21 protein-coding genes and 1 pseudogene are annotated in these 23037 nt (G+C 35.2%); 6 read left to right on the top strand and 16 right to left on the bottom strand.

Features of this window, described 5'->3' with window-relative positions; genetic code table 11:
• Window positions 1–1896, bottom strand: coding sequence for a PrkA family serine protein kinase (locus GKP30_RS17555; protein WP_216830769.1), 1896 nt, complete (start codon window positions 1894–1896; stop codon window positions 1–3).
• A gap of 410 nt (window positions 1897–2306) precedes the next feature.
• On the opposite strand from GKP30_RS17555, the gene GKP30_RS17550 reads away from it, so the two are divergent.
• Complete coding sequence (locus tag GKP30_RS17550; RefSeq protein ID WP_216830768.1) at window positions 2307–4169, top strand: transglycosylase domain-containing protein; 1863 nt, start codon at window positions 2307–2309, stop codon at window positions 4167–4169.
• Between the two features lie 136 nt (window positions 4170–4305).
• Here the strand turns inward: GKP30_RS17550 and GKP30_RS17545 are convergent, their stop codons facing one another.
• From GKP30_RS17545 to queG, 6 genes are all read right to left on the bottom strand, one after another.
• Window positions 4306–4863, bottom strand: a complete 558-nt coding sequence (locus tag GKP30_RS17545; protein ID WP_216830767.1) for a DUF5366 family protein — start codon at window positions 4861–4863, stop codon at window positions 4306–4308.
• Window positions 4864–4974: 111 nt separating this feature from the next.
• The gene (locus GKP30_RS17540) at window positions 4975–5280 is read right to left on the bottom strand and encodes an antibiotic biosynthesis monooxygenase family protein (protein WP_216830766.1); all 306 of its coding nucleotides are present in this window, start codon (window positions 5278–5280) and stop codon (window positions 4975–4977) included.
• Between the two features lie 364 nt (window positions 5281–5644).
• Window positions 5645–6118, bottom strand: coding sequence for a tRNA (uridine(34)/cytosine(34)/5-carboxymethylaminomethyluridine(34)-2'-O)-methyltransferase TrmL (trmL, locus tag GKP30_RS17535; RefSeq protein ID WP_216830765.1), 474 nt, complete (start codon window positions 6116–6118; stop codon window positions 5645–5647).
• A gap of 186 nt (window positions 6119–6304) precedes the next feature.
• A complete protein-coding gene (locus tag GKP30_RS17530) occupies window positions 6305–7195 on the bottom strand; it encodes an amidase domain-containing protein (RefSeq protein ID WP_216830764.1) in 891 nt (296 codons plus the stop codon).
• 170 nt (window positions 7196–7365) lie between these two features.
• Complete coding sequence (locus GKP30_RS17525; RefSeq protein WP_216830763.1) at window positions 7366–7896, bottom strand: methylated-DNA--[protein]-cysteine S-methyltransferase; 531 nt, start codon at window positions 7894–7896, stop codon at window positions 7366–7368.
• A gap of 69 nt (window positions 7897–7965) precedes the next feature.
• The gene (queG, locus tag GKP30_RS17520) at window positions 7966–9105 is read right to left on the bottom strand and encodes a tRNA epoxyqueuosine(34) reductase QueG (protein WP_216830762.1); all 1140 of its coding nucleotides are present in this window, start codon (window positions 9103–9105) and stop codon (window positions 7966–7968) included.
• A gap of 86 nt (window positions 9106–9191) precedes the next feature.
• Here queG and GKP30_RS17515 point away from each other — a divergent pair, with 86 nt between their 5' ends.
• Together GKP30_RS17515 and GKP30_RS17510 are read left to right on the top strand one after the other, a co-directional pair.
• Complete coding sequence (locus tag GKP30_RS17515; RefSeq protein WP_216830784.1) at window positions 9192–9860, top strand: B3/B4 domain-containing protein; 669 nt, start codon at window positions 9192–9194, stop codon at window positions 9858–9860.
• Window positions 9861–9958: 98 nt separating this feature from the next.
• Window positions 9959–10399 carry a Dps family protein gene (locus tag GKP30_RS17510; protein WP_216830761.1) on the top strand — a complete coding sequence of 147 codons (441 nt, stop codon included), beginning with the start codon at window positions 9959–9961 and terminating at the stop codon, window positions 10397–10399.
• 161 nt (window positions 10400–10560) lie between these two features.
• Here GKP30_RS17510 and GKP30_RS17505 read toward each other — a convergent pair whose 3' ends face one another.
• Window positions 10561–11664 carry an alpha/beta hydrolase gene (locus GKP30_RS17505; RefSeq protein WP_216830760.1) on the bottom strand — a complete coding sequence of 368 codons (1104 nt, stop codon included), beginning with the start codon at window positions 11662–11664 and terminating at the stop codon, window positions 10561–10563.
• Window positions 11665–11997: 333 nt separating this feature from the next.
• On the opposite strand from GKP30_RS17505, the pseudogene GKP30_RS17500 reads away from it, so the two are divergent.
• A pseudogene (locus GKP30_RS17500) lies at window positions 11998–12914 on the top strand (LysM peptidoglycan-binding domain-containing protein).
• A 432-nt stretch (window positions 12915–13346) separates the two neighbouring features.
• On the opposite strand, the gene GKP30_RS17490 reads toward GKP30_RS17500, so the two are convergent.
• Both GKP30_RS17490 and GKP30_RS17485 read right to left on the bottom strand, forming a co-directional pair.
• Entirely contained in the window at window positions 13347–14951 is a 1605-nt protein-coding gene (locus tag GKP30_RS17490) for an ABC transporter permease (RefSeq protein WP_216830757.1), read from the bottom strand.
• Window position 14952: 1 nt separating this feature from the next.
• Window positions 14953–15867 (bottom strand): ABC transporter ATP-binding protein, encoded by a 915-nt coding sequence (locus tag GKP30_RS17485; protein WP_216830756.1) that lies wholly within the window; start codon window positions 15865–15867, stop codon window positions 14953–14955.
• A 180-nt stretch (window positions 15868–16047) separates the two neighbouring features.
• Between GKP30_RS17485 and GKP30_RS17480 the strand changes: the two genes are divergently transcribed.
• Window positions 16048–16635, top strand: a complete 588-nt coding sequence (locus tag GKP30_RS17480; protein ID WP_216830755.1) for a TetR/AcrR family transcriptional regulator — start codon at window positions 16048–16050, stop codon at window positions 16633–16635.
• A 191-nt stretch (window positions 16636–16826) separates the two neighbouring features.
• Here GKP30_RS17480 and GKP30_RS17475 read toward each other — a convergent pair whose 3' ends face one another.
• A complete protein-coding gene (locus GKP30_RS17475) occupies window positions 16827–17006 on the bottom strand; it encodes a hypothetical protein (protein ID WP_216830754.1) in 180 nt (59 codons plus the stop codon).
• Between the two features lie 495 nt (window positions 17007–17501).
• Here GKP30_RS17475 and GKP30_RS17470 point away from each other — a divergent pair, with 495 nt between their 5' ends.
• Window positions 17502–18035 carry a DUF6241 domain-containing protein gene (locus GKP30_RS17470; protein WP_216830753.1) on the top strand — a complete coding sequence of 178 codons (534 nt, stop codon included), beginning with the start codon at window positions 17502–17504 and terminating at the stop codon, window positions 18033–18035.
• A gap of 586 nt (window positions 18036–18621) precedes the next feature.
• Here GKP30_RS17470 and GKP30_RS17465 read toward each other — a convergent pair.
• From GKP30_RS17465 to GKP30_RS17445, 5 genes are all read right to left on the bottom strand, one after another.
• Complete coding sequence (locus GKP30_RS17465) at window positions 18622–18918, bottom strand: helix-turn-helix domain-containing protein (protein WP_216830752.1); 297 nt, start codon at window positions 18916–18918, stop codon at window positions 18622–18624.
• 2 nt (window positions 18919–18920) lie between these two features.
• Window positions 18921–19286: a type II toxin-antitoxin system RelE/ParE family toxin gene (locus tag GKP30_RS17460; RefSeq protein WP_216830751.1), complete on the bottom strand. Its 366-nt coding sequence runs from the start codon at window positions 19284–19286 to the stop codon at window positions 18921–18923.
• Between the two features lie 344 nt (window positions 19287–19630).
• Window positions 19631–21370 (bottom strand): DUF2326 domain-containing protein, encoded by a 1740-nt coding sequence (locus GKP30_RS23910; RefSeq protein ID WP_216830750.1) that lies wholly within the window; start codon window positions 21368–21370, stop codon window positions 19631–19633.
• A complete protein-coding gene (locus tag GKP30_RS17450; RefSeq protein WP_216830749.1) occupies window positions 21361–21603 on the bottom strand; it encodes an ABC-three component system middle component 6 in 243 nt (80 codons plus the stop codon). Before GKP30_RS17450 ends, GKP30_RS23910 begins: the two co-directional genes overlap by 10 nt.
• On the bottom strand, window positions 21600–22511 hold the full coding sequence (locus GKP30_RS17445) for an ABC-three component system protein (RefSeq protein WP_216830748.1): 912 nt from the start codon (window positions 22509–22511) through the stop codon (window positions 21600–21602). Before GKP30_RS17445 ends, GKP30_RS17450 begins: the two co-directional genes overlap by 4 nt.
• Window positions 22512–23037 lie beyond the last annotated feature (526 nt).

Here is a 23037-nt window from a genome sequence, read left to right as displayed (position 1 = left end):
CTATCGGTTCAATAAACTACCTACATAACGAAGTAAATCATTCGCCGAGACGGAATTGTAACCATGTTCATCTATTAACCTTGCAATAACTTCATTTACTTTTTTCAATTGCGACTCATCAGGAGTTTTTGTTGAAGTTGTAATCTTAACAATATCTTTTAAGTCAGCAAATAGCTTTTTCTGAATTGCTTCTCTTAAGCGTTCATGAGAATTGTAATCAAATTTCTTCCCTTTTCGTGCATAAGCAGAAATACGAATAAGAATTTCCTCACGGAACGCTTTTTTAGCATTTTCAGAAATTCCGATCTGTTCCTCAATCGAACGCATTAGCTTCTCATCTGGTGACATTTCCTCACCTGTTAATGGATCATAAAGCTTATTTTTATTACAATAAGCTTCAACATTATCTAGATAGTTATCCATAAGTGTTTTCGCTGATTCGTCATACGAATAAACAAATGCTTTTTGAACTTCTTTTTTCGCAATGTCATCATATTCTTTCCGTGCAATCGAAATAAAGTCAATATATCTCTCGCGGTCTTCTTTCGAAATTGAAGCATGTTGATCTAATCCTTCTTTAATAGACCTTAGCACATCCAATGCATTGATAGATGTCATTTCCTTACGAATAATTGCCGAGGAAATACGATTAATGACATATCTTGGGTCGATTCCTGTCATACCTTCATCAGGATACTCTTTCTTTAACTCCTCTAAGTCTTGATTGTTAAAGCCTTCGACAATTTCGCCATCATATAGCTTCATTTTCTTTACAATATCAACACTTTGTTTCTTAGGCTCTTTTAGTCTTGTTAGGATCGTAAAGATCGCAGCTATTCTTAAAGCATGTGGTGCAATGTGTACATTAGAAATATCGCTATCTTTTATCATTTTCTTATAAATTCGCTCTTCTTCACTAACTTTCAGATTATACGGAATTTTCATTACAATCATCCGAGAGTGAAGTGCCTCGTTTTTCTTATTAGCAATAAACGATTTGTATTCTGATTCATTTGTATGAGCTACAATTAATTCATCTGCAGATATAAGTGCAAATCGACCGGCTTTAAAGTTCCCCTCTTGAGTAAGAGATAGTAAGTGCCATAAGAACTTTTCATCACACTTTAACATCTCCTGGAACTCCATTATCCCTCGGTTCGCCTTATTTAATTCCCCGTCAAACCGATAGGCACGAGGATCAGATTCCGATCCATATTCAGCAATCGTTGAAAAGTCAATACTTCCTGTTAGATCTGCAATATCCTGTGATTTTGGATCTGAAGGACTAAACGTTCCAACACCAACACGTCTATCTTCTGATAAGAAAATTCTTTCAATTAGAACATCCTCAATTCGGCCACCGTATTCTTTTTCAACCCTCATCATATTAAGAGGAGATAGATTCCCTTCTATTTTAATTCCATACTCTTCATAGAAATCCCCTCTTAGATGCTGTGGAATTAAATGAAGCGGATCCTCATGCATTGGACAACCAGCAATGGCATAGACAGCGCCTGCATCTGTACGTGTATATTGTTCTAACCCACGTTTTAGCATTGTAACTAGCGTCGATTTACCACCACTTACAGGTCCCATTAATAGCAAAATACGCTTTCTTACATCTAAACGCTTAGCGGCGGAATGAAAATATTCCTCTACAAGCTTTTCAATCGACTCTTCTACCCCATAAATTTGATCACTAAAAAAGTTATACTTTTTCTTGCCGTTTTCTTCTTCAACACCTGCATCTTTAATCATATTGTAAACACGAGAATGTGCAGTTTGAGCAACCTGTGGATTTTCCTTAATGATCTGTAAGTACTCAGCAAATGTACCGCGCCAATGTAGTTTCTCTTCTTCTTCCCGGTGGTACCTAATTCTACCTAAAATATCCATATATTTGGTCCTCCTCTCAAGTCTAAACATTTGCCGTTGTTAATTCATCCTATGCACGCAATAACATAATCATGCCCTTGATTCTAGATTCATTGACAAGTAGGATACTTTTTACAAGATAGATAAAGTGAAAATTTTTAGTGGGCGGTTTCTCACTCCTCAATGAAAATTATTTGAACCAATTGGGTTGTTACTGTGCCCTACGTAGGTCACACACGTCGCTACAGGAAGTGGCGATTTTAGTGAGTGTTCCATCGTCTACCACTTAGTCGCTTCCCCAAGGCTTGAAGTGGGAGTCTTAGTACAAGCTAAACAGAATAAACTGTCGGATTGCGTTAAAAGAACTAGTTTCATAGTCCTAAATCATATAAAATATGAAAGATAAAACACTAAAGAGAAGAGTGAACAACATGCGTATCGGAACTGGTTTATTTCTAACCGCAGTCCTTTTAGTTATCTTCTCATTCATGACGATTAACACTGTGAATGAAATGTCCAATATACAGTCAATCCAATCCGTTTTAGATGAACACATTAAAATAAAAGAAGTTCAATTATCAACTAATAGCTACATGTATGATCGCCATGGAAATTTAATTTCAGAAGTATATCAAGCTGTAAATCGTATTTACTTACCTTTTGAAGACATCCCCCAAACCGTTATTAATGCATTTATTGCAACAGAAGACAGGCGATTTCTTGAGCATAGAGGATATGACCCTGCATCGATCGTAAGGGCTTTTATAACAAATTATAAGAATAATAGTATTGAAGAAGGCGCAAGTACTATTACGCAACAGCTTGTTCGAAATTTATTTCTATCCCATGACCAAACTTATGACAGAAAACTTAGTGAACTATTATATGCTTACAAACTTGAGCAATTGTATACTAAAGAAAAAATTATTGAGCTTTATATTAACACCATCTTTTTTCACAATGGTGTATACGGTTTTGAAGCTGCCAGCCACTATTATTTTAGTAAACCGAGTAATGAATTAACTCTAGCTGAAATTTCATTTTTATGTGCGATACCGAATAACCCATCTCACTACAATCCAGTCAAAAACAGCCAAAATACTAAACTACGGCAACAATGGATTTTAGAAAAAATGTTAGAAGCAGAAGCCATTGGTCAAAAAGAGTATGAAAAAGCAATTGATGAACCAATTCAATTAGCATTATCGAAGAAAGTTGATCTCTATCCTGACTATGTCACGTATATACACTATGAACTAACCCAGCTTATTGCCTATAAAGAAGGGTACAAACAGCAACTAGAAAATGCTACTTCCGAAAGTAAACGAGCTGTACAACAAAAGTTGGACGAACGAGTCCAAAAGATGTACGAGAAAGGTATTCGAATTGAAACCGCTTTGGACCCTGATCTTCAGCGCAAATCAATTGAAGCGACCGAAAGAAATTTGCCAAATAACGATATACAGAGTTCAGCTGTCATCATTCACCACCCAACAAAAGAGATTGTTGCCATCACTGGCGGCCGAAATTATAAAAAGTTTGATTTCCACCGTGGTTATCAAGCATTTAGACAACCTGGCTCAACAATAAAGCCTTTGCTCGTTTACGCTCCTTATATTGCTGAACATAGCGTTTCTAATCAAAGTTCAGTGAATGCTGATAACTTTTGTAAGAAAGATTATTGTCCGAAAAATTTTGGTGGGGCTCAGTACGGTATTGTTTCGCTTGAAACTGCCTTTAAGCATTCCTATAATACTCCTGCTGTTCGAATTCTTGATAGAACTGGAGTTGATACATCTTTTCGCTATTTAGATAAATTCAGTTTCAGTCGTTTAATTCCTAATGATTATCGTTTATCTGCTGCGCTCGGTGGATTTACAAACGGGATGTCACCTCTTGAGTTAACGAAAGCGTATACGACTTTTGCGAATGATGGAATATACCAAAGTTCTTATGGCATACGAAGAGTTACAGACCTTAAAGGAAATGTTCTATATGAATGGAATGAAACTCCGCAGCATTTATGGAACTCGAGTGTCAATCAACAAATGAAGGTTCTCCTTAATAAAGTAGTAACTGAAGGTACTGGTAAAAGAGCAAATCAACCAAGCACATATATCGGTGGAAAAACGGGGACTACAAATTCATTTCATGACATTTGGTTTGTCGGCATCAAAGACGATTACACTGCGGGTGTGTGGGTAGGAAAAGATCAGCCTTCCTCCCTTCAATCGATTTATAGTAGGGGTCCACACATAGTAATTTGGAGAGATATTATGCGTAATATAAAGTGAAACTTTTTTTGAGTGGGGGTTTTCCTTCATCCCCCACTATCAAAGTAAGTTTTTCCGTTCCGATTTCGTGGAGAAACGGCTGTTTAATTTAATAATCTCGACGTTATGGAACTGCTTTTTATTTTAACTCGAATTTTTATAAGGGTAAACTGGCAATAAAGCTGTTATAAAGCTTTAACGTTGCATAAGCAACACTAATAATAAAAGTAAACCAAAATAGTAAGTGAAACATAATCAACCCAAACATATGTAGTGGTGTTAAGGAATGACTTAATTTATATAAAAAGAATACAAAATAGAAAAAGGTAGCTGTAACAAAAACTATAATAATTACTACGATAGAATGAAAAAAGATAAGTGCAATCAGACTAGATATTAAGTATATCCAAGTACCCGAACGGATTTTGTTTAGTTCATCACCTTTTTCATCCTGAGAAAAAAATAACAAAGACAGCTGAACTACTGTATCAGCAATCAATTTTAAAGCCGAAAATACCATAAAGAAAAATAGTAATAATAAAAATAATAACGTTATTTTAATTCCACTCTCAGAGAAAAATTGCATCATCCCATCATATATACCTAATATCTCAAGTTGATTAACAATAAATCCTTCCGTAAAAAGGGCGATCGAAGTACTATAAATTAAGATTGAAAACAAGGGAAAGTGGCTCGTAATATACTTATTTTTCATAAAAAATAACTCTCCTAATCTTTTGCTGCCTTGACTCTCTAATGAATGATCACCAATAAACAAAATGTCAGGCTACCAGATAAACTGGTGCCTGACTAAAACATTGTACCTTTATGTGTGGTGAATAACACGATATGCGTTTAATTCATTTCCTGTAGCTGGGCCTTTTTCTTTTGATTCACGCTTTTCCTGATGAGCACGTTTAAATGCATCACTATGTAACCATGCCTCATAATCTTCTTTTGATTCCCACTTCGTAAACACAACTTGTTTACCTTCTTCTGTTTCATTGTCTAAAAATAAAAATTCTAAACAGCCAGGAACATTTTTCATATTCTCAGAACTTTTTCCAAAACGATCTGCTAAATGTTGCTTTGCTTCTTTCGGTACGTGAAGCTCATTCATTACTACATACATATTGGTCCCTCCTTTATTTTTACTCTCCTATTATACACAAAAGTATGTCAATTATAGAAATTAATGGACAGTTCATAGAAAAATCATATTTCTTTCGAAGAAAACTTAGCTACATACATTCACAACACGATTATGATACATTATAATAAGGAAATAGGTTTGATTGCTTTTAAGGAGGAAAATCTACAATGGGCTTACTACTTATTCTAGGCGTTTGTGTAGCATTTCTTTCAGCTATCTTCACTGCTGGTTACGAAGAAAAGCCTCACAAAAATTAATACTTACCTAAGATAGACCTATTCTCATTTTGAGGATAGGTCTATTTTTGGTCTATGTTATATTCACTTATTATTGAAGTTATAAATTACACTAACCCACGAAACCCTTGCTGGCGGATCGCTTCATATATAACGATAGCTGCAGTATTCGAAAGATTTAAAGAACGTATTTTTTCATTTTGTGGAATACGTAGACAATAATCCTTTCGTTCCTCTAATAATTCTTTTGGCAATCCAGTCGTTTCACGACCAAAAACAAAAAAGATGTCTTTGCTTTCATCGCTATAGTCAAATTCACTATAATTTTTTGTTCCAACAGTTTCAATAAAATAAAAAAGACCTGCTGGGAATGTATTAAATAATTCATCCATAGAGTCATAATAATTTATTTTTACATTAGGCCAGTAATCGCATCCTGCTCGTTTTAGCATTTTATCATCGGTTGAGAAACCTAATGGACGAATTAAATGTAAGGAAGTATCTGTTCCCGCACATGTTCTAGCAATATTCCCAGTATTTGCTGGAATTTCAGGCTGATATAATACAATATGTAATCCCAATTTATGTACACCTCAATTAAATTTAATTTGCTATGAATTATTATACCATTTAGTTTGGGGAAGAAAAGAATTAGGATACTTATTATATTCCCATACCCCATTGCAAACACCACTATTGAGAAAAATACTCAGACAAAAAAAAGATACCCCAAAAGTTTTCTTGAGGTACCTAGTTCATTCATATGACTAAGTAATTCTGAAAAATTTATATTTGATGTTAGGCGTCCAGGCTGTTGAATCCTCGTATTTCCAATAGCGCATTCGACTATTTGTAGTTTGTGCATTGACAAGTGGTTCACCATTCTCGTCTCTAGCAACAACAATTGTAGTATGTTGCCATCTACCATCACCATTAAAATCATAACAAATCACATCACCTGGAGACAGTTCACTAGCTGACGGCATTTCTTTTCCCCTTAAGCCAGATTTTGCACCACTTAAATGCCAGCGCATGGAATGAGCAACAGACCAACTGTAGCTCCAGTTCTTGTTTTGATACCACCATCCTCTTGACCGATTAGGGTTCCCAACCATAGGGGCGCCTCCAGCTCTTAAGCATTGTGAGATAAAATTTGTACAGTTATCCGTAAACTTACGAAATTCTGGGTTGTAATCGTTCCACCATCGTTCAGCATAACGTACTGCTTCTCTCCTGTCATAGTTCCAGCGCTCTTCTGATTCCTCAACATCTGGTATCCGCTCAAGATTCGGGGTTGTTTCTTCTACATTAGAGGGTATTATTTCAACGTCATCCATTAATTCATTGCCATTAAAAGTGGCAATTCGGTGTTGAATAGATTCCTCTATATAAAAATTCCTTCGTTGTTTAATCGATTGTTGATAGTGTAGAGCATATTCTACTTTAGTTTCGTGATCGTAAGTTTGTTGCCCAAGTACCTGTGCATTGACGGTTGAATTAACTAGTTCACTATCTCTTGAATGTAAGCTAGTTAATTTTCGATCTAGACACTTCTTGTCAATTTCTGAGATGATTACATCCTCATTTCGTTTACTATCTACAAACATGTAATTTCTTTTCTCAATCAAGTGTTTCAGCTGTTCATAGTGATCTGTCATTAGGAGCAGTCCCTCCTTAAATCATTTTTCCTTACAGAAGATCCATATTCATTACTAAGAAAAGAAAGAACACTTGAAGTGGATAGCCTTGAAATCCTTTAGGAATTAAACGGTTGACCAATACCTATAAAAGACAAAAAAGACAGGATCATCTCCTGTCTCCCTAGGCTTTATGAAATTTTTTCAATTGCACCTTCCATTTGTAGGAGAATTTCTTTTTTATCTAGTCCTCCACCGTACCCTACCATAGCTCCGTTGCTACCGATTACACGGTGGCATGGAATAATGATTGGAATAGGGTTTTGGTTATTTGCTCCCCCAATTGCTCGAACTGCTTTAGGAGCGCCAATTTCTTGTGCAATCTGCTTATATGATCGTGTCTCTCCATACCCTATGTTTCTAAGTGCTTCCCAAACTTTCTTTTGAAAACCAGTTCCATAAAGATCGATCGGAAGTTGAAAGTCGTGACGTTCACCTACAAAGTACTGAGTTAGCTGTTCAATAATTGGAGAAATCTTTTCTTTATTTTGTTCAAGTTCTCCTTTAATTCCTTGCTTTTTCATCCACGCTTTAAGGGTCGGTATACTATGTTCCGATGTACCAAAGTGGATATGACATACGCCTCGTTCAGTTGCAGAAATTGTTAGCGTCCCAATTGGACTTTCCATTTCATCATAATACACCGTTGACTGAGCCGACATGTTATCCCTTCCTTCCAACTCCAGTCTTGTACCTATCTTACTGAATAAACAAAATCTTTTCCACGAACGTCAGAGCTCTTGAGAGATGATATTTAGCCCTCTATTTATCTCATCTATAACATCCGTGTCTTTTTCTTGGTCTTTCGCCTGTTTCAGCTGTTTTTCTACAGATTTGCCTCCAATAACTGCTAGTGCCCAGGCTGCAGTTCCACGAATTACAGGGCGAGGATCTTTCTTCATTAATTCAGTTAAAGGGTCAATTGCTTCAGTTTCTTTAAAGTGTGCTAATGCGATAATAGCATTTCTTTGAATTGGCTTTTTACCTCTCCATGCTCCTGATACATGACCAAACCGTTCTTTAAATTCTCGGTTACTCATCGATAACAACGGTAAAAGAAGCGGTTTTGCAATTTCTGGATCAGGCTCCATTTCTCCATGAATATGAAAATCTTTTCCTTTATTTTCTGGACAAACTTGTTGACACGTATCACACCCATATAAACGATTTCCTAATTTAGTTCGAAACCGTTCAGGTAAAAAGTCTTTTGTTTGTGTAAGGTACGCAATACATTTTTGAGAATTAAGCTGCCCACCTTGAACGAGTGCACCTGTTGGGCAAGCATCTATACATCGAGTACATGAACCACATTGCTCCTCAAGTGGTGTATCAGGTAAAAATGGAATAGATGTAATTAACTCCCCTAGGTATACATAGCTACCAAACTCTGGGGTAATAATGGCACAATTTTTTCCGCTCCATCCAATGCCCGCTCTTTCAGCTACTGCTCGATCTGAAAGTTCTCCTGTGTCTACCATGGATGTAATGTGAGCATTAGGTACTTTTTTTAAAATAAACTGTTCTAATAGTTGAAGCTTTTCTCTTAAGATATGATGATAATCTTTCCCCCACGATGCTCTACAAAAAACTCCTCGCCTCTCCCCTTTCTTACTTTTAGGGGGATCCTTCATTTTTGAAGGGTACGCTAATGCAATTGAAATAATAGACCTAGCTTCAGACATAATATTTTTTGGGTCAACTCTTTTATCTAGGTCAGGCTCTTCAAATCCAGATTCGTACCCTGATTCACGATGGGTTGTTAGTCTTTCTCTCAATGTTAAAAATGGATTAGCACTAGTGAAGCCAATTTTATCTATGTCAATACTTTTACTATATGCAATAATTTCATCTTTTAACTGGGCATATGCCATATAAAAAACCCTTTCTTTCTAAGTTACATCAATTATATGCTACACTAAATGAAAACTAAAAATAAAGAGGTGTTCTTTTGGAAGATATGGTGCAGCTTACAATAAACGAGGAAGTTAAAAGCCTTATACCTCAATTCAGTATCGGGGCTATTACCTATCATTCAATTGTCGTTTCTGATACTCCGCAAATGTTAAAAGGGCGAATACGCTTTTTTCAAGAAGAATTAGCTATTCAGCTGGAAAATAAGGAGTTAAGCGACTTTCAAGGTATTTCTGAATGGAGACGCACTTTTAAAACCCTAGGTATTGATCCTGGCCGTTACCGACCGTCATTCGAAGCTCTTTTACGAAGAATTAAAAAGAACGATTTCTTACCTTCCGTTAATTCTGCTGTTGATCTCAATAATTTTCTCTCCTTACGTCATCAAATTCCTTTTGGTATATATGATTTAAGTGCAATAGGTAATCCTGTTTTTATCCGTATAGGTACTCAAGAAGATCGTTACCTAGGAATTAATGGACGTGAGAATAATATGGAAGGGAAACTTCTATCAGCTGATGAGAAAGGTGCTTTTGGCAGTCCCATTGTCGATTCAAAACGCTCGATTGTATCTGAAGCGACCACCGCTGCCCTTCATCTCGTCTATCTCCAGCCATCGATGGATCAGGATGAATGCGAACAATTGCTTCAATCGGTTGGAAATATGTTTACTCAAGTTCATGGTGGCAGCTTTCAATGTTCAATCGTCACATAATTGGAAAATAATTCACAGAAACATTGTAGAATTTGGTTTATTTATTCGCTAAGATGGGAAATAGTAAGGTGTGACGACAATTGAAAGGATGATAGACCATGACACAAGAAAAAGTATCCGCAATATTAAATAAGCAAATTGCAAACTGGAGTGTATTATTCGTTAAGCTTCATAATTATCACTGGTATGTTAAAGGGCCTCAGTTCTTTACATTACATGACAAGTTCGAAGAGTTTTATAATGAGGCTGCTCTACATATCGATGAATTAGCAGAAAGATTATTAGCACTAAAAGGACAACCTGTTGCTACGATGAAAGAATACTTAGAAACAGCATCTGTTTCAGAAGCAACTGGTAATGAAACGGCTGACGATATGGTATCATCGATCATTCAAGATTTTGATACATTAATTGATGAATTAAAAGAAGGAATGGAAGCAGCTGACACACTTGGCGACGAAACAACAGCTGACATGCTTCTTGCCGTTCATCAGTCATTAGAAAAGCATAACTGGATGCTCCGTTCTTTCTTAAAGTAATAAAATAAGTGATTAAAATCTGGTCTCTTAATCGAGAGACCAGATTTTTTATATTCGTTAACCCTTGTTCCCTTCTTTTGTTACTTAGTGGGTTTAATTTCATAAAAAAGCTAGAACTCCCCTTGTTATTCACAGGAGTTCTAGACAATTAAAAGTTAACTCTATTTATTCTTACTTTTATTTTGAAATGAAGAAACCTCAACTAACTTATTAATTATTAATTGGAAATCATCACGGTTCGGATAATGCGCAGACTGCTCTAAAGTAATAAATGCCTTTCCTGTTGGTACTTCAATATGGTCGTAAAATTGCTTCGCTAGCTGATAGTTTGTTGTTTTATCGTGTTTTCCTTGGATGATGTAGATGGGAATATCGAATGTTGTGATTGTTTTCAAGTAATTTTTTTTACAAATCTCTGCTTGTAATGCTTTACTTTCAACTAAACTAAATTTAGCCCCAGAGATAAGTGCTTTCCAAATATCGGCTAGAGTATAGTCGGGGGATATAAAAGCTCCCCTTACAAGGTTAAAGAGATTAGGCCTCTTTATATTTTTATCCTCATAAAGATCACCTTTGTACTTAGAAATTAATTTATCAAGCTGTTCATCCTGCTCTCCCAAAAACGGCGCGTCTCCAATTTCGTCAATTACCTTTAGTGCCTTAAGATCTCCTGCATATTTAGCCAATTCTATTAACCAAGATTTAGCTAGCTTTTGAGACTCTGTGTCATGAACAACTTGAGATATTCCAACATACGCGTGAATTTTTTCTGGATGCCGCTGGGCTAATTCCGTGCCAAGTACAGTCCCCCATGACATACCTACTAAAAAAACTTTATTTTGATTAAATTTTCCTCTTAAATAATCAACGATTTCAATGATGTCAGCTAAAAATTGTTCTATTTTCATTGAAACAGGGTCTATGTCTTTAGAATAAGTCTTTCCCGCTCCCCTTTGATCATAGTAAACTGCTAAAAAACTTTCAGTTACTTCAGGAAACAAGCTTCGCGAACTAACACCAAAAGGAAAGGGAGCTCCAGGTCCACCATGCAAAAATAAACATAACGGTAAATCCTTTCTCTTTCCTTCTATTAAAATATACTGTTTAGTCCCACCAATATATAATTTTTCTAACTGACTAACTCCACCACCATCTACAAGCTGTTTACTTCTATTAACGATTCTTCTTTGAAAATAAACTCTTAAAATAAGTAAACTACTAAACACCATGAAAAGGCTGAGACAAACCGCAAGAATTATTCCCAAAACTATCTCCCACCTTACCCGTTTTGTCTATTGATCTTGTTTATTGCTCTTGTTTTCCTAAGAATAATTAAGCTATTCCTATAATAATCGACCATTCCCTTCCAATATAGAAGATATTTCATTGAAGAGAAAAAAGAACAATCAGTGTAAATTTCATACCTTTTACACAACATTTTACTTTTTTAGAGGAGTTTACGATATCAAGTAATCGTTTGTTCATACGACCGTTATTCGTGTAAAGGAATTGTTATTAGCTTGTTCTTTGTCCTAGATTTTTTTGTGCTATCATAAAAACCACCAAAGGTAGTAACAACAAATATTTGGAGGTAGCATATGAAAAAGAGTATTGTTTCTTTAGTTACAGCAGCTGCAATCTATGGCACTTTTAGTTTCGGAGCTAGTACATCAGCTAAAGAAGTTATCATTGAAAAAGGTGATACGTTGTGGGGAATTGCCAAAGCAAATGATATATTAGTAGAAGATTTAAAAGAATGGAATGGACTTACTAGTGACATTATCTATCCAGAGGATCGTTTAAAAGTAGCCCTGACCGAAGAATATCTTATTGAAAGAGGCGACACATTATCTGAAATTGCCACACAGTATGAAGGAATCTCTTATCATGCTTTACAAGAATGGAATCAAATTAAAGATGCCGATTTCATCTTAGCTGGCGATACTCTAACCGTGTATTTAAAAGGAAATCCACAACAACGAAGTACACAAAGGACTTCTACCAATGAAGCTCAACCAGAAAGTACATCTGTAAATGAAACTGCGAATGTTAATGAAAATACCGTCAATCTAAATAAAGAAATCGCAACTGCTCAAGATAAAAAAGCTGAAGAGCCAGTTAGTCAAGAGCAAGAGCCAGCCCAAGAAGCTGCAGCAGAGGTGGACGAGCCTGTAAAAGAAGAAGAAGAAGCACCTAGTAATACAATACCACAGAAGATGGTGTAGCTATGGAGCTTACGATGACAGCAACTGCTTATACTGCATCTTGTGAGGGTTGCTCTGGAATAACATCGACTGGAATAAATTTAAAAGATAACCCAGATAAAAAAGTAATTTCGGTTGATCCAAATGTAATCCCATTAGGATCAAGAGTATACGTGGAAGGTTACGGAGAAGCGATCGCTGGCGATACTGGTGGTGCTATCCAAGGAAACAAAATTGATATTTTCATCCCAGATAAGCAAGATGCCATCAACTATGGTGTTCAAGAAGTTAACGTAAAAGTTTATAAATAACGAAGTGAAGCTACCATATTAAAACGATATGGTAGTTTTTATTTTTTATAGACTAGCTTTCTTTTCATCAAAAAACCTTTCCTTACTTTTTTGCATACAATAATGAACAATAAAAGTAGCTGTTCTTTATGATCAGTTCAAAGCGTATTTATGATTAATAAGAAAGGCTGGTGAGCGATAAAATGATGAATTCACCCTTTTTTTGCAGTCAATGTGGAAGAGACTTAATAGTCCAACCTAACAAAGATCAAACGAAATATTGTTCAGAATGTATGCCAAAAATGGAAAAAGTTGAAAGTAACACTTATAAAGGTTTATTAGGAGAATCCACATGGTGGCAGGGGCGCAAATAAAGCGCTTTTTTTCTTGACCGCTTCTCCATAAACGAAGAGCCTCCCAATGTAACAATACCCGAAAGACTCTCCTATCTTTTTATCCTTCTATATCTCGTTTGTTATATCCAAACAGCCCTAAGACAAAAAGAACTCCAGCTAAAAATCCCATAATAACTATAGGTAAAATCTCCATGTCTTCTACTGGAATTTGTGGAACATGAGCAAAAGGTGATATTTTCTCCATCCACTCTGGAAATTGAAGTAAAGCTCCTAAATAAACGACAAAGAACGAATACCCTAAATACAACCATGTTATACTAGTGAGTCTTGGGAAAAAGCCTATTAACAGTACGGCAAGCCCAATCATAACGTACATCGCAGGTAAATAAACGATACCTGCATTAAAGACCGAAGAAAACAATATCGTTTCCTCCATTACCGAATCCCCAGCAAACCATAAACCAAGGATAGCAAGAAATACGACCATTGTTCCAAAAATAAGCGAAACTAACAAATAGCTCCCCATTAATTTCGTACGTGATACAGCTCTAGCTAAAATATGTTCGGTCATATCCTTTTTTTCTTCGTTTCTAAGCTTTAGTATAAAAAGAAGGGCTGGAACAGTACATATAATTGATATAATTAACATTAACATCGGTAAAAATTGGTCAATTAATGAAAACCCTTCAACTGGATTTAAAAACTCTGCCATCATTTCATTACTTTCAAAGAAATATTCTAAATCCCCAAATACCGAACCATACGAAGCGCCTAAAATAAACATCCCAATTGCCCAAGCTATTATACTCGTACGCTGTAATCTAACAGCCAAACCAAATGGACTTTGCAAAAAACGTGATGCATGTTTATTACCTGGCTTAGAATGGATGAACCCTGCTCCTAAATCACGGATCGTATTTAAATATAATGTAATGAACAGCAGTACCGTGGCCACACCCAAAGTTAAAATAATCGGCCACCAATAATTGTTCACATAGGCTTGCGTTCCTACAATCCATCCGAGTGGTGAAAACCAAGAAAGAACCTCATTACTAACATCACCTACTGCACGTAATAAGTAAGCACCACCTAATACCGCAAAAGATAGACCAATCGCTCCTCTTGAATTTTCCGAAAGCTGTGCAAACACTCCAGTAACACTGGCAAAAAAGATACCAGTGGCCCCTAATGCAGCTCCATAAAGGAGAGAACCTTGTAAATCGATGCTTTCAATTTGCAAGGCAAACAACCCAAAACCCGTTAGTAAAGCTAAAATAACATTAGCACCCGATACCACAAGTACTGAAGAAGTAATATTTGATAATTTACCAACAGGCAATGATCGAATAAGCTCAATACGCCCCTCTTCTTCATCGGCACGTGTATGCCTTGTAACAAGTAAAATACTCATAATGGCTACAACGATTGCCGTAAATAATAACATCTGATGGGCTAACATGGCTCCTAAAGTGTAATTGTCTAATCCATAACCTGGACCAACCATGGCAATCATCGCAGGGTTTTTCATTGTTTCTGCAATCACTTGTCGCTCTTGTTCAGTTTGATATAAACCAGTAAAGGACGAAGTTGTAATAACCGTAATAAAACTGATTGCAATTAACCAAATAGGAAGTCGTACCCGATCCCTTTTAATAACGAGACGAGTAAGTACTCCTGTTTGATTGAATAGATCCTTCCACATTCTAGACACCTCCCACTCCATTGTTTGAAGCGGTCCCTGATCCTTCATAATGACGCATGAATAAATCTTCTAAAGTCGGAGGTGAGCTTTCTAGTTTAATTAAACCAAACTGACTAACATGCTTCATAACGGAATCTAATTCTTCCCCATCAACTTGAAAAGAAAGCCCCTCCCCTTTCTTTTCAATGTCATAGACACCTTTTAATTCATTTAATGACAAGATAGGTTGTTTCGTTTCGACAAGTAATTGCGTTCTTGTTAAGTGACGGAGTTCTTTTAATGTACCTGTCTCAATAATCCTTCCTTCTCGAATAATGCCCACTTTATCACATAACTTCTCGACTTCTGATAAAATATGACTCGACAGTAGTACACTTTTCCCTTCTCTTTTCGCCTCATTCACACGGTTTTGGAATATATTCTCCATTAACGGATCAAGTCCAGAGGTTGGTTCATCAAAGATATATAAATCCGCATCAGAGGCAAAGGCAGCAACTAGCGCCACTTTCTGCCGATTACCTTTGGAATACGTTCTACATTTTTTCGTAGGATCCAATTTAAATAGCTCGATTAATTCTTCACGGCGATTTTTATTTGTTGTTCCGCGAAGCTTCATAAATAAATCAATGACTTCACCACCAGTAAGGTTAGGCCATAAGTTTACATCACCTGGTACATACGCTACTCGCTTATGAATTTCAACTGCATCCTTCCAAGCATCCAAGCCAAAGATCTTTGCCTCTCCCTCTGTTGCTTTCAAGACACCTAGCAAAACACGAATAGTAGTGGATTTTCCAGCTCCATTTGGACCAATGAAACCGTAAATTTCGCCTTCATTCACTTCCATATTTACACCATCTAAAGCTTTGAAATTCCCAAACTTCTTCGTTAAATCCGTTGTTCTTAATATCGTCATGGGCGATGCCTCCTCTTACCTTCCTGGAATACGTTGGTTCATATTATTTAGCTAGTTATGAAATTTTTTAACTTATATAGTTCATAATATATATATTTTGTTTACTTTACAATATACTTATGAAATATTTCATTTGTTTTATTTCAAAATTTTTATTACACTTACATTGAGGTGACATAAATGGATGGGTTTCAACGACGTAGGGAATTAAAAAAGAATAATATTTTAGAGGCAGCCCTCGCCTTATTTATGGAATATGGCATTCAAAAAGTCTCCATATCTGAAATTGCCAAGAAAGCAAACGTTTCGCAAGTTACAATCTATAACTACTTTGAAAGCAAGCATAAGCTAATCCAAGATGTCTTTATTTATTATGTCGACAAAGCAGCGACTGATTTTGAACAAATCATATATAGTGACTTACCTTTTCCGGAGAAAATTAATAAACTAATCTTTGCGAAAAAAGAGGTTAGCACTCAAATCCATCAAGAATTCTATCAGTTTATGATGAAAGAATATACAACAGAGGGTAATTATATAGAAAAGATATATATTGAAAAGACGATCCCTTATTTTAAGGAATTAATTGAAGATGGCAAGAAACAGGGCTATATAGATCAAAACCTATCCCACGAAGCCATTTTGTTTTATATAAAAATGTTAAAAGATTATATGCAACAGGAAGAGGTATACCAAAAAATCTTACCGCTAACCGAAGATATTACAAACATCTTTTTTTATGGGATCTGTGGGAAAAAGGAAACATAGGCTTGTCTTACCTTTTTTTCCACGCCTGTATCTTGTACTTTATCTGTGTTAAATGCCATTCAGGAACTGAAAAAATCAAAAAATGGAATGAATGGAACGAGCAAATAGACTCTCTTATAAAATTCATTCCACCCTCTATTTTTGGCCCGAAATTAACCATCAATCTTTATCAGCACCTCTACACTAAGTCCTTACTCATGCTCATTTTCCACCAAATGAGTGTACCATTCATGAGCTCCCTCTGTGTCTTCAACAGTCTTTGTCAAAATCATATAACTCATTTCTCTTAGTAACAGTCTCACTTGTGATTTAGAATAACCTAACTCTTTACATGCTAATAACATGTAACCTAGCGCTTCTCTATTATCCAAACACTTTTCCCCCTCATTTATTATTTCACCTCTATCTTTTCCTTCTCCCTAGCATTTCCCTTTAGAAAAATTAAATTTGACAAAGATAATTATAAACTCAACCTTCCCCTTCAGTTTATTAGACAAAGTTGGGATCAGTTCCTTTACGTTTCAGTTGTTATATTTGAAAACTTTTTTACATTTATCTCTTTTCTATGCTGGTGTTCTCGAGTGCTTGTACGTCAGTTTGTTAGAGACAATAGATTGGGGCGTTTGGCGAAGGCAATTACTAAATGACTTACATAAAATTCAACAAATTTTTAAATTCGTGACTCCTTTTGCTTTCAGTTACGTCTATACCAATATGTAGAAGAATCAGATTATTGGGATAATCCTACTAGACTTAAAGACTCATTATAAAATTATTAATAATTTGTAAATAGATTTTTAAAAGAATAATTACAAGAATTATGTGGAAGTTTCAGTTAAAATAACAATATATAGGGGGAAAGATCTATGAAAACAAATAGAATCGTATTAATTGCCATCGCTTTACTTATAGCTGTAGGACTTTATGCTTTTACCTCACTATCAAACGAAGCATCGACCGAAGACATAGGATCAACGGGGACAACTGAGTCACCCGAGGAAAGTGAACAAGTCGAACAAGATAACGAAGAACCGATAGTAGGGGATATTCCATCTGCTGAAGAAGTAGCTGAAGAATTTCCTTTAGACTTATCAGAATATGAAGTTCAAAAAGCCATTCATCACATGTCTCATCAAAAAGTCGCAGCTAATAAGAAATGGGGACATAAGCGTATAACCGAAGAGAGGATTGAAAGGTTAATAGAAGTAGTCGAAGCAAACAACTATACCTATAGGAATACTTATCTAGACATACTCAAAAGATGGAAAGCTGGAGACTTTCGTCAAGCCGTCGAAGATCATAATCGCATCTGGAGGATCCAAGGTGGAACTGTCGGAGAAGCGACAAGATTATTTACAGAAAAGGAAGAAGCAGAATACATTAAAAAGCATTTTAAATAGTAGATGTCTTAAAACCATGGGCTCGATTGAGTTGATGGTTTTAATTATGTTCTGAGAAGATTGAGGGGAAAAAGAAAAAGGTTTCTGCAACTTCGCAAGAAACCTTGGTTAAATTCGTGTTTGTGTAAAAGTTAAATATGGTACCGGTGGTCGGTCTAGAGATAGCCATGAAAACCCTTATTTACCAAGGGTTTATAGAAGCTTTGTGTAAAAATTGTGTATTGGAAATTTTAGGGTTACAGAACTTAATTTTCCTATGTGAAGTTCCCGCAACTAAATTGACTGGAATATGTAAAATTGGTAACTCCATTCTTATAATGAGATATTATACAGTGTTCTCCTATAGATTTAGTGAAAGATTGTCTTTTTTTACCCCTTACATCAAGCGCCCATTACTATAGGCTCTTTACTTAAATTGCTATTTATGAAGTGTCGAGTTATTCATCGAGGTCCAAAATTATAGAAACTGGACTTATTCTACATTCATTTGTTATTTTTTCTATAACATCTATAAACAAAAAAGACCTTCATTAACAAAGGCCTTTTTTATTAAACATTGTTATTCAGATTCCTCTTTTTGATCTTTTCAACTAGTTACAGGTTCCTTTAATGTCAAATCAATCTTTACACTCGCTCCAGCTTTTCTTGCAATATCTTGCAAGGTTTGAATTGAAATATTCTCGTTGCCATTTTCTAAACGTGATAAATAAGGTTGTTTCACGCCGATTATTTTAGCAAATTGGCTTTGATTTAAACCAAGGCTTAATCTTAATTCAATTAATTGAGCAGATAATTCACGTTGCAAACGACCTTTTTCCCATTCCTTTTCGAATTCATTATCAAATGACGAACGATGTTTCATGTAACGTTCTGCAAAACCCATATTTACACACCCTTCCCGTGTCTTTCTATCCAATCGTCACGATAAGATTTGGCTCTTTTAAATTCCCTCGGATCCATCTTTTGCCCCTTTTTATAGTACCCGTTGGTTAGAACAAGTACAGTATGATGCCATATAAAAAAGAAGGTTCTAAAAATATCGCTACCATGTTTAGTTCGTAATTCGTAAATGTTTTCTTCGATGTGATCCACATGTGGCATTCCCCACCTTGGGCCAAACCGTTCCAGTTTCTCAATATCCTCAGTGACTTTATTGGCTTTTTTCGTAGGTAAGGTATCCAAAAACTCGTATACGGGAACTACTCCATCTTCTTTTGTATATTCTATTGTTTCCCATTGTAAATTATCCATACCTATATTATAACTTATGTATTATATCTTGAAAAGAGACTAATTTATACAGAAATAGGCACTTACATTATAGCGATTTCCGCGGTTACCCACTTTAATAATATTGTTATAATCGGCCGAATTAAACCCTTAACTTAAAACCGGTTCATTACGTAATACTCATATGTCTGTATTAGCTGAGGTAGGGGTAAGTCTTCCACAAATAAGGATTAGGACACAAGGATGAAGACACAAGCAAAAATGTTTATTGTATGTAACAAATGAGGATATTATCTTTGAAAATCATAAAAAATACAGCCCACCATATTCATTATGATGAGCCTTTTGATACCAAAATATAATATTTAATTATCTTCTATATCCACTTGGATACCCAGCAATTTCTCTGAAGGATCTTCGTCAGTTAATATAAGAACTGTGTTATCCTCAATTATGTCTTTATATATATCTTCACCTAATATATTATACATTTCATTGAGTTGGTTCTGATTTACTGTAGCAATATACTGTCTATCCGTATTTGAAAACTTCTCATGAAGAACTTTCGTAAGTTCAGCCTTTTGACGTTCATCAATTCCATCAAACAATCGGCTATCATGAAAAATAACATTCATATTATGGTTTTGACCTTTGAATAACAGTGTCAAATCATAACAAAATATTTTCACATTATTAATTCCATCGGAATTATCCGACTCAATCTTAGCATCAATATCGTATCTTTGCAGATTGTCACGGTCGTTACTTTCAATGGTCAAACCCGCTACGCTTTTCGGGTAAAACCTTTTAACGAGATTACGAAAATAATTCCGCAGCTCACTAATTTCTGACTGCATTCCCTTTAAATAATCGTCCGTTACCTCAGATTGTTCAATTTGATCTTTTTCAATTTCTCTTAATTTTTCTTTATATTCTGTTTGAAGAACTTGATATTTCTTCAAATTATCACGTTTGGACTTTAAATTTGAACTTTTTTCGCTCAGAGCAACAAAAACATCTAAAGCTTCGTGATCCCCAAGATATTTCATGAGGTTGTCAAATTTAGTTTGCAACTTCTGAGCATCTTCAGACTTTTCATCAATTTCTAATTCAAGTTTGTTTTTCTGCTCCAGCAACCTTCTTTTACGATTGGCAACAAGTTTTTCATAAAACAATTCTAAATCAGATAAGGTTTTTGTTACAGAATCAGCAAAATGTACATTTACTTCTTCATAAATTTTTTGTATGTCATCGAAGTTATCTTCACTTGGCTCGATTTTTAAGCTCTTCTCAATAGAAGCTATATTGTTTTTCAGTAATATTATTTTATTGTTTAATTGAAATAATTTCCTCTCGGTTTTGTCCGCTTCTAATTGAACATCATAGTAATCATCTGCCACCTTGAAATTTTTCAAACTTTTCGCTAATTTTTCTATTTGTTCATCTAGATCATCGATAGTTAGAGAAACATCTTTCTGTCCGGAAAAGAAATCCCTTAATAGATCATCCTTCTTAAAGTTCGTTTCCAAGTTCTTAATTCGATCTTGCTCTTTTTTTAAGTGATTCTTTTTTTGCGCTAAGAATACATCCAAACCTAACAGGAATGCATTGTACAGCATTTTTTGGTATTGATTATGAGTTCTTGAAGCTTCATCAAAACTCACATAACTTTTTTTGTTAGGTCTAATAAAGAAAGGCAGCAATGACCTAAAGGATAAATTGGCAACTTCATCAGGGATTTGAAAACAAAGATCTTCGAGCTTTGCATTAAATTTGGATAAAGTTAATTCTTCACCATTTAACTGAATTCTATTCGGATTAACCGTTGAACGTGTTGCAGTATAATGAGTTTCTCCTACTGCAAATTCTAAGGAAAATTCCCAACCAGGCAATTTATCACAAAAGGAAGTGTAATTTTTTGTGCTAGACCCCAGGCAAAAATGAATAATACTAATTAACAAAGATTTCCCAACCCCATTATAGGTCTTCCCAACATCCTTGTTTTTAGCATCCTTCTGTTTAGCTACAATAAAGTTTAAGCCACTTTTATTAAAATTAACTGTTTTAAAAGTAGGTTGATTCGCAGACACTTTTATTAGTTGCACTTTACAACACCTCCACCCCGTTCTTCAATCGCTCCAACGGAATGAAGAAATACAAGAGTGAGTAAGAAATTGTCAAAGTTATGCTTTGCTGTGAAGTGTTTATTAGATAAATCTTTTTGATACTCATTCCACAGTGAATCTATTGTTCTTTTGGAATTAAGTTTCTTAAGGAGATACCCACCGAAACCAAGTAAAGATTCTGAAAAATGGGTATGTTTAGTTGGCATAATCATCTTTCTTCCTCCTTCTTTGGTTCTTCAAAAATATCGCAGGTCTCAAAGTATTTCGCCATTATAATAATAACCGTATTCTGGTATGGCTGAGTCTGTTTGGGGCTAAGTTGTTCAACCATAGCAATAAATAATTGATCGCCATTTTTGTTTTTCTTTTCTTGTTCATAAACTTCATTTATTTTATCTCTCAACGCATCTGCAACAAAGCTACTGTTATCCGATAAATATGCTTCCAAATTATGAAGCTGAAATGAAGCTGTATTCAGATACCCTGCCACTGCATCAGACAAATTATTAAATTGTATTTTATCATCCCAATCAGGTAACACCATTTTCCCATTTAATTCAGATTGTATTGGTAGTTCCATTATATGCGCAATAACTTCATTTAATATGGAGTAATCAATATTTTTAATATTACTTGGATCTGGTAGCATCCCTACAACACTAAATATTTGATCCTCTTCCAACTCAAACAAAATGTTTTCAATATCCTTTGCAGTAAGGATTCCTGCATTCTCTAGATTATGATCTTCTTTTATTTGTTGAATTTCTTGTTCTGCATCAGCATTTACGCCTTTATATTTATCATTTATAACAAAATAAAAGCTATTCACTGGGGACCACTGATCAATTAATCCGTTGAAATCTGTATGAAGTTTTTTCACGGTGCTCGGATAAGATTTTTCAATTTCTTCTGGTGCAAAAACCTGATAGTATGTTCCGGTCGGTTTTACATAACCATCATTTTTTCTGTCTCCAATATTCCCCCAAGGTTTAATGGATTGAAAGTCTTTCTCTGCATAATTCATAACAGATGTAAATAAATCCTCAAATGATTGACCATCACATTTGTATATTTTATTTTTAAACATTATTCTTAAAATCGTCTTTTCTTGTGAATTCATGCATAAACTCCCTCATCATTAAACAATTAGCTATTTACTTCATTGAACATTATAATGGTAATTTCTGTTGCTCACCAACGAACTAGCCCCCTCAGTGGCTAGATTATCAGGTTATTACACTGTTGCCCAATAACATTTAATCGTATAGAACTTTAAATGACAAGGTAATCGTCAATCTGCAAGCGACCTGTCACCCATAGTCCATACAAAGTATCATTTTTTTATATTGCCTAACCACCATGTGGCGATGATGGTTAGCTGCGTTGAAGTCCTAGTCGGTTAATATAACTACTAGGACTTCAACGCAGCCAACAACTTCATAAAGTTGCTATACCTTCAACAAACTTGTCACTATCTAAATAGTATTCCATCAATGAAACTGTTTCAAGTATAAGAACATATATCTCTCTTTTTAACTACGCCTAATTGAAAACCAAGATTGTTAAAATCAAAATTTCATTATACCCGCTCCTAATTTCAAAACTAATGATCAATTCTTCATAAAGCCCATTTTTCTTCTACTTTC

Source organism: Alkalihalobacterium elongatum (genome assembly GCF_019024285.1).
GTDB classification, from domain to species: Bacteria; Bacillota; Bacilli; order Bacillales; family Bacillaceae_F; genus Alkalihalobacterium; species Alkalihalobacterium elongatum.
This window is presented reverse-complemented; position numbering and strand designations above follow the sequence as displayed.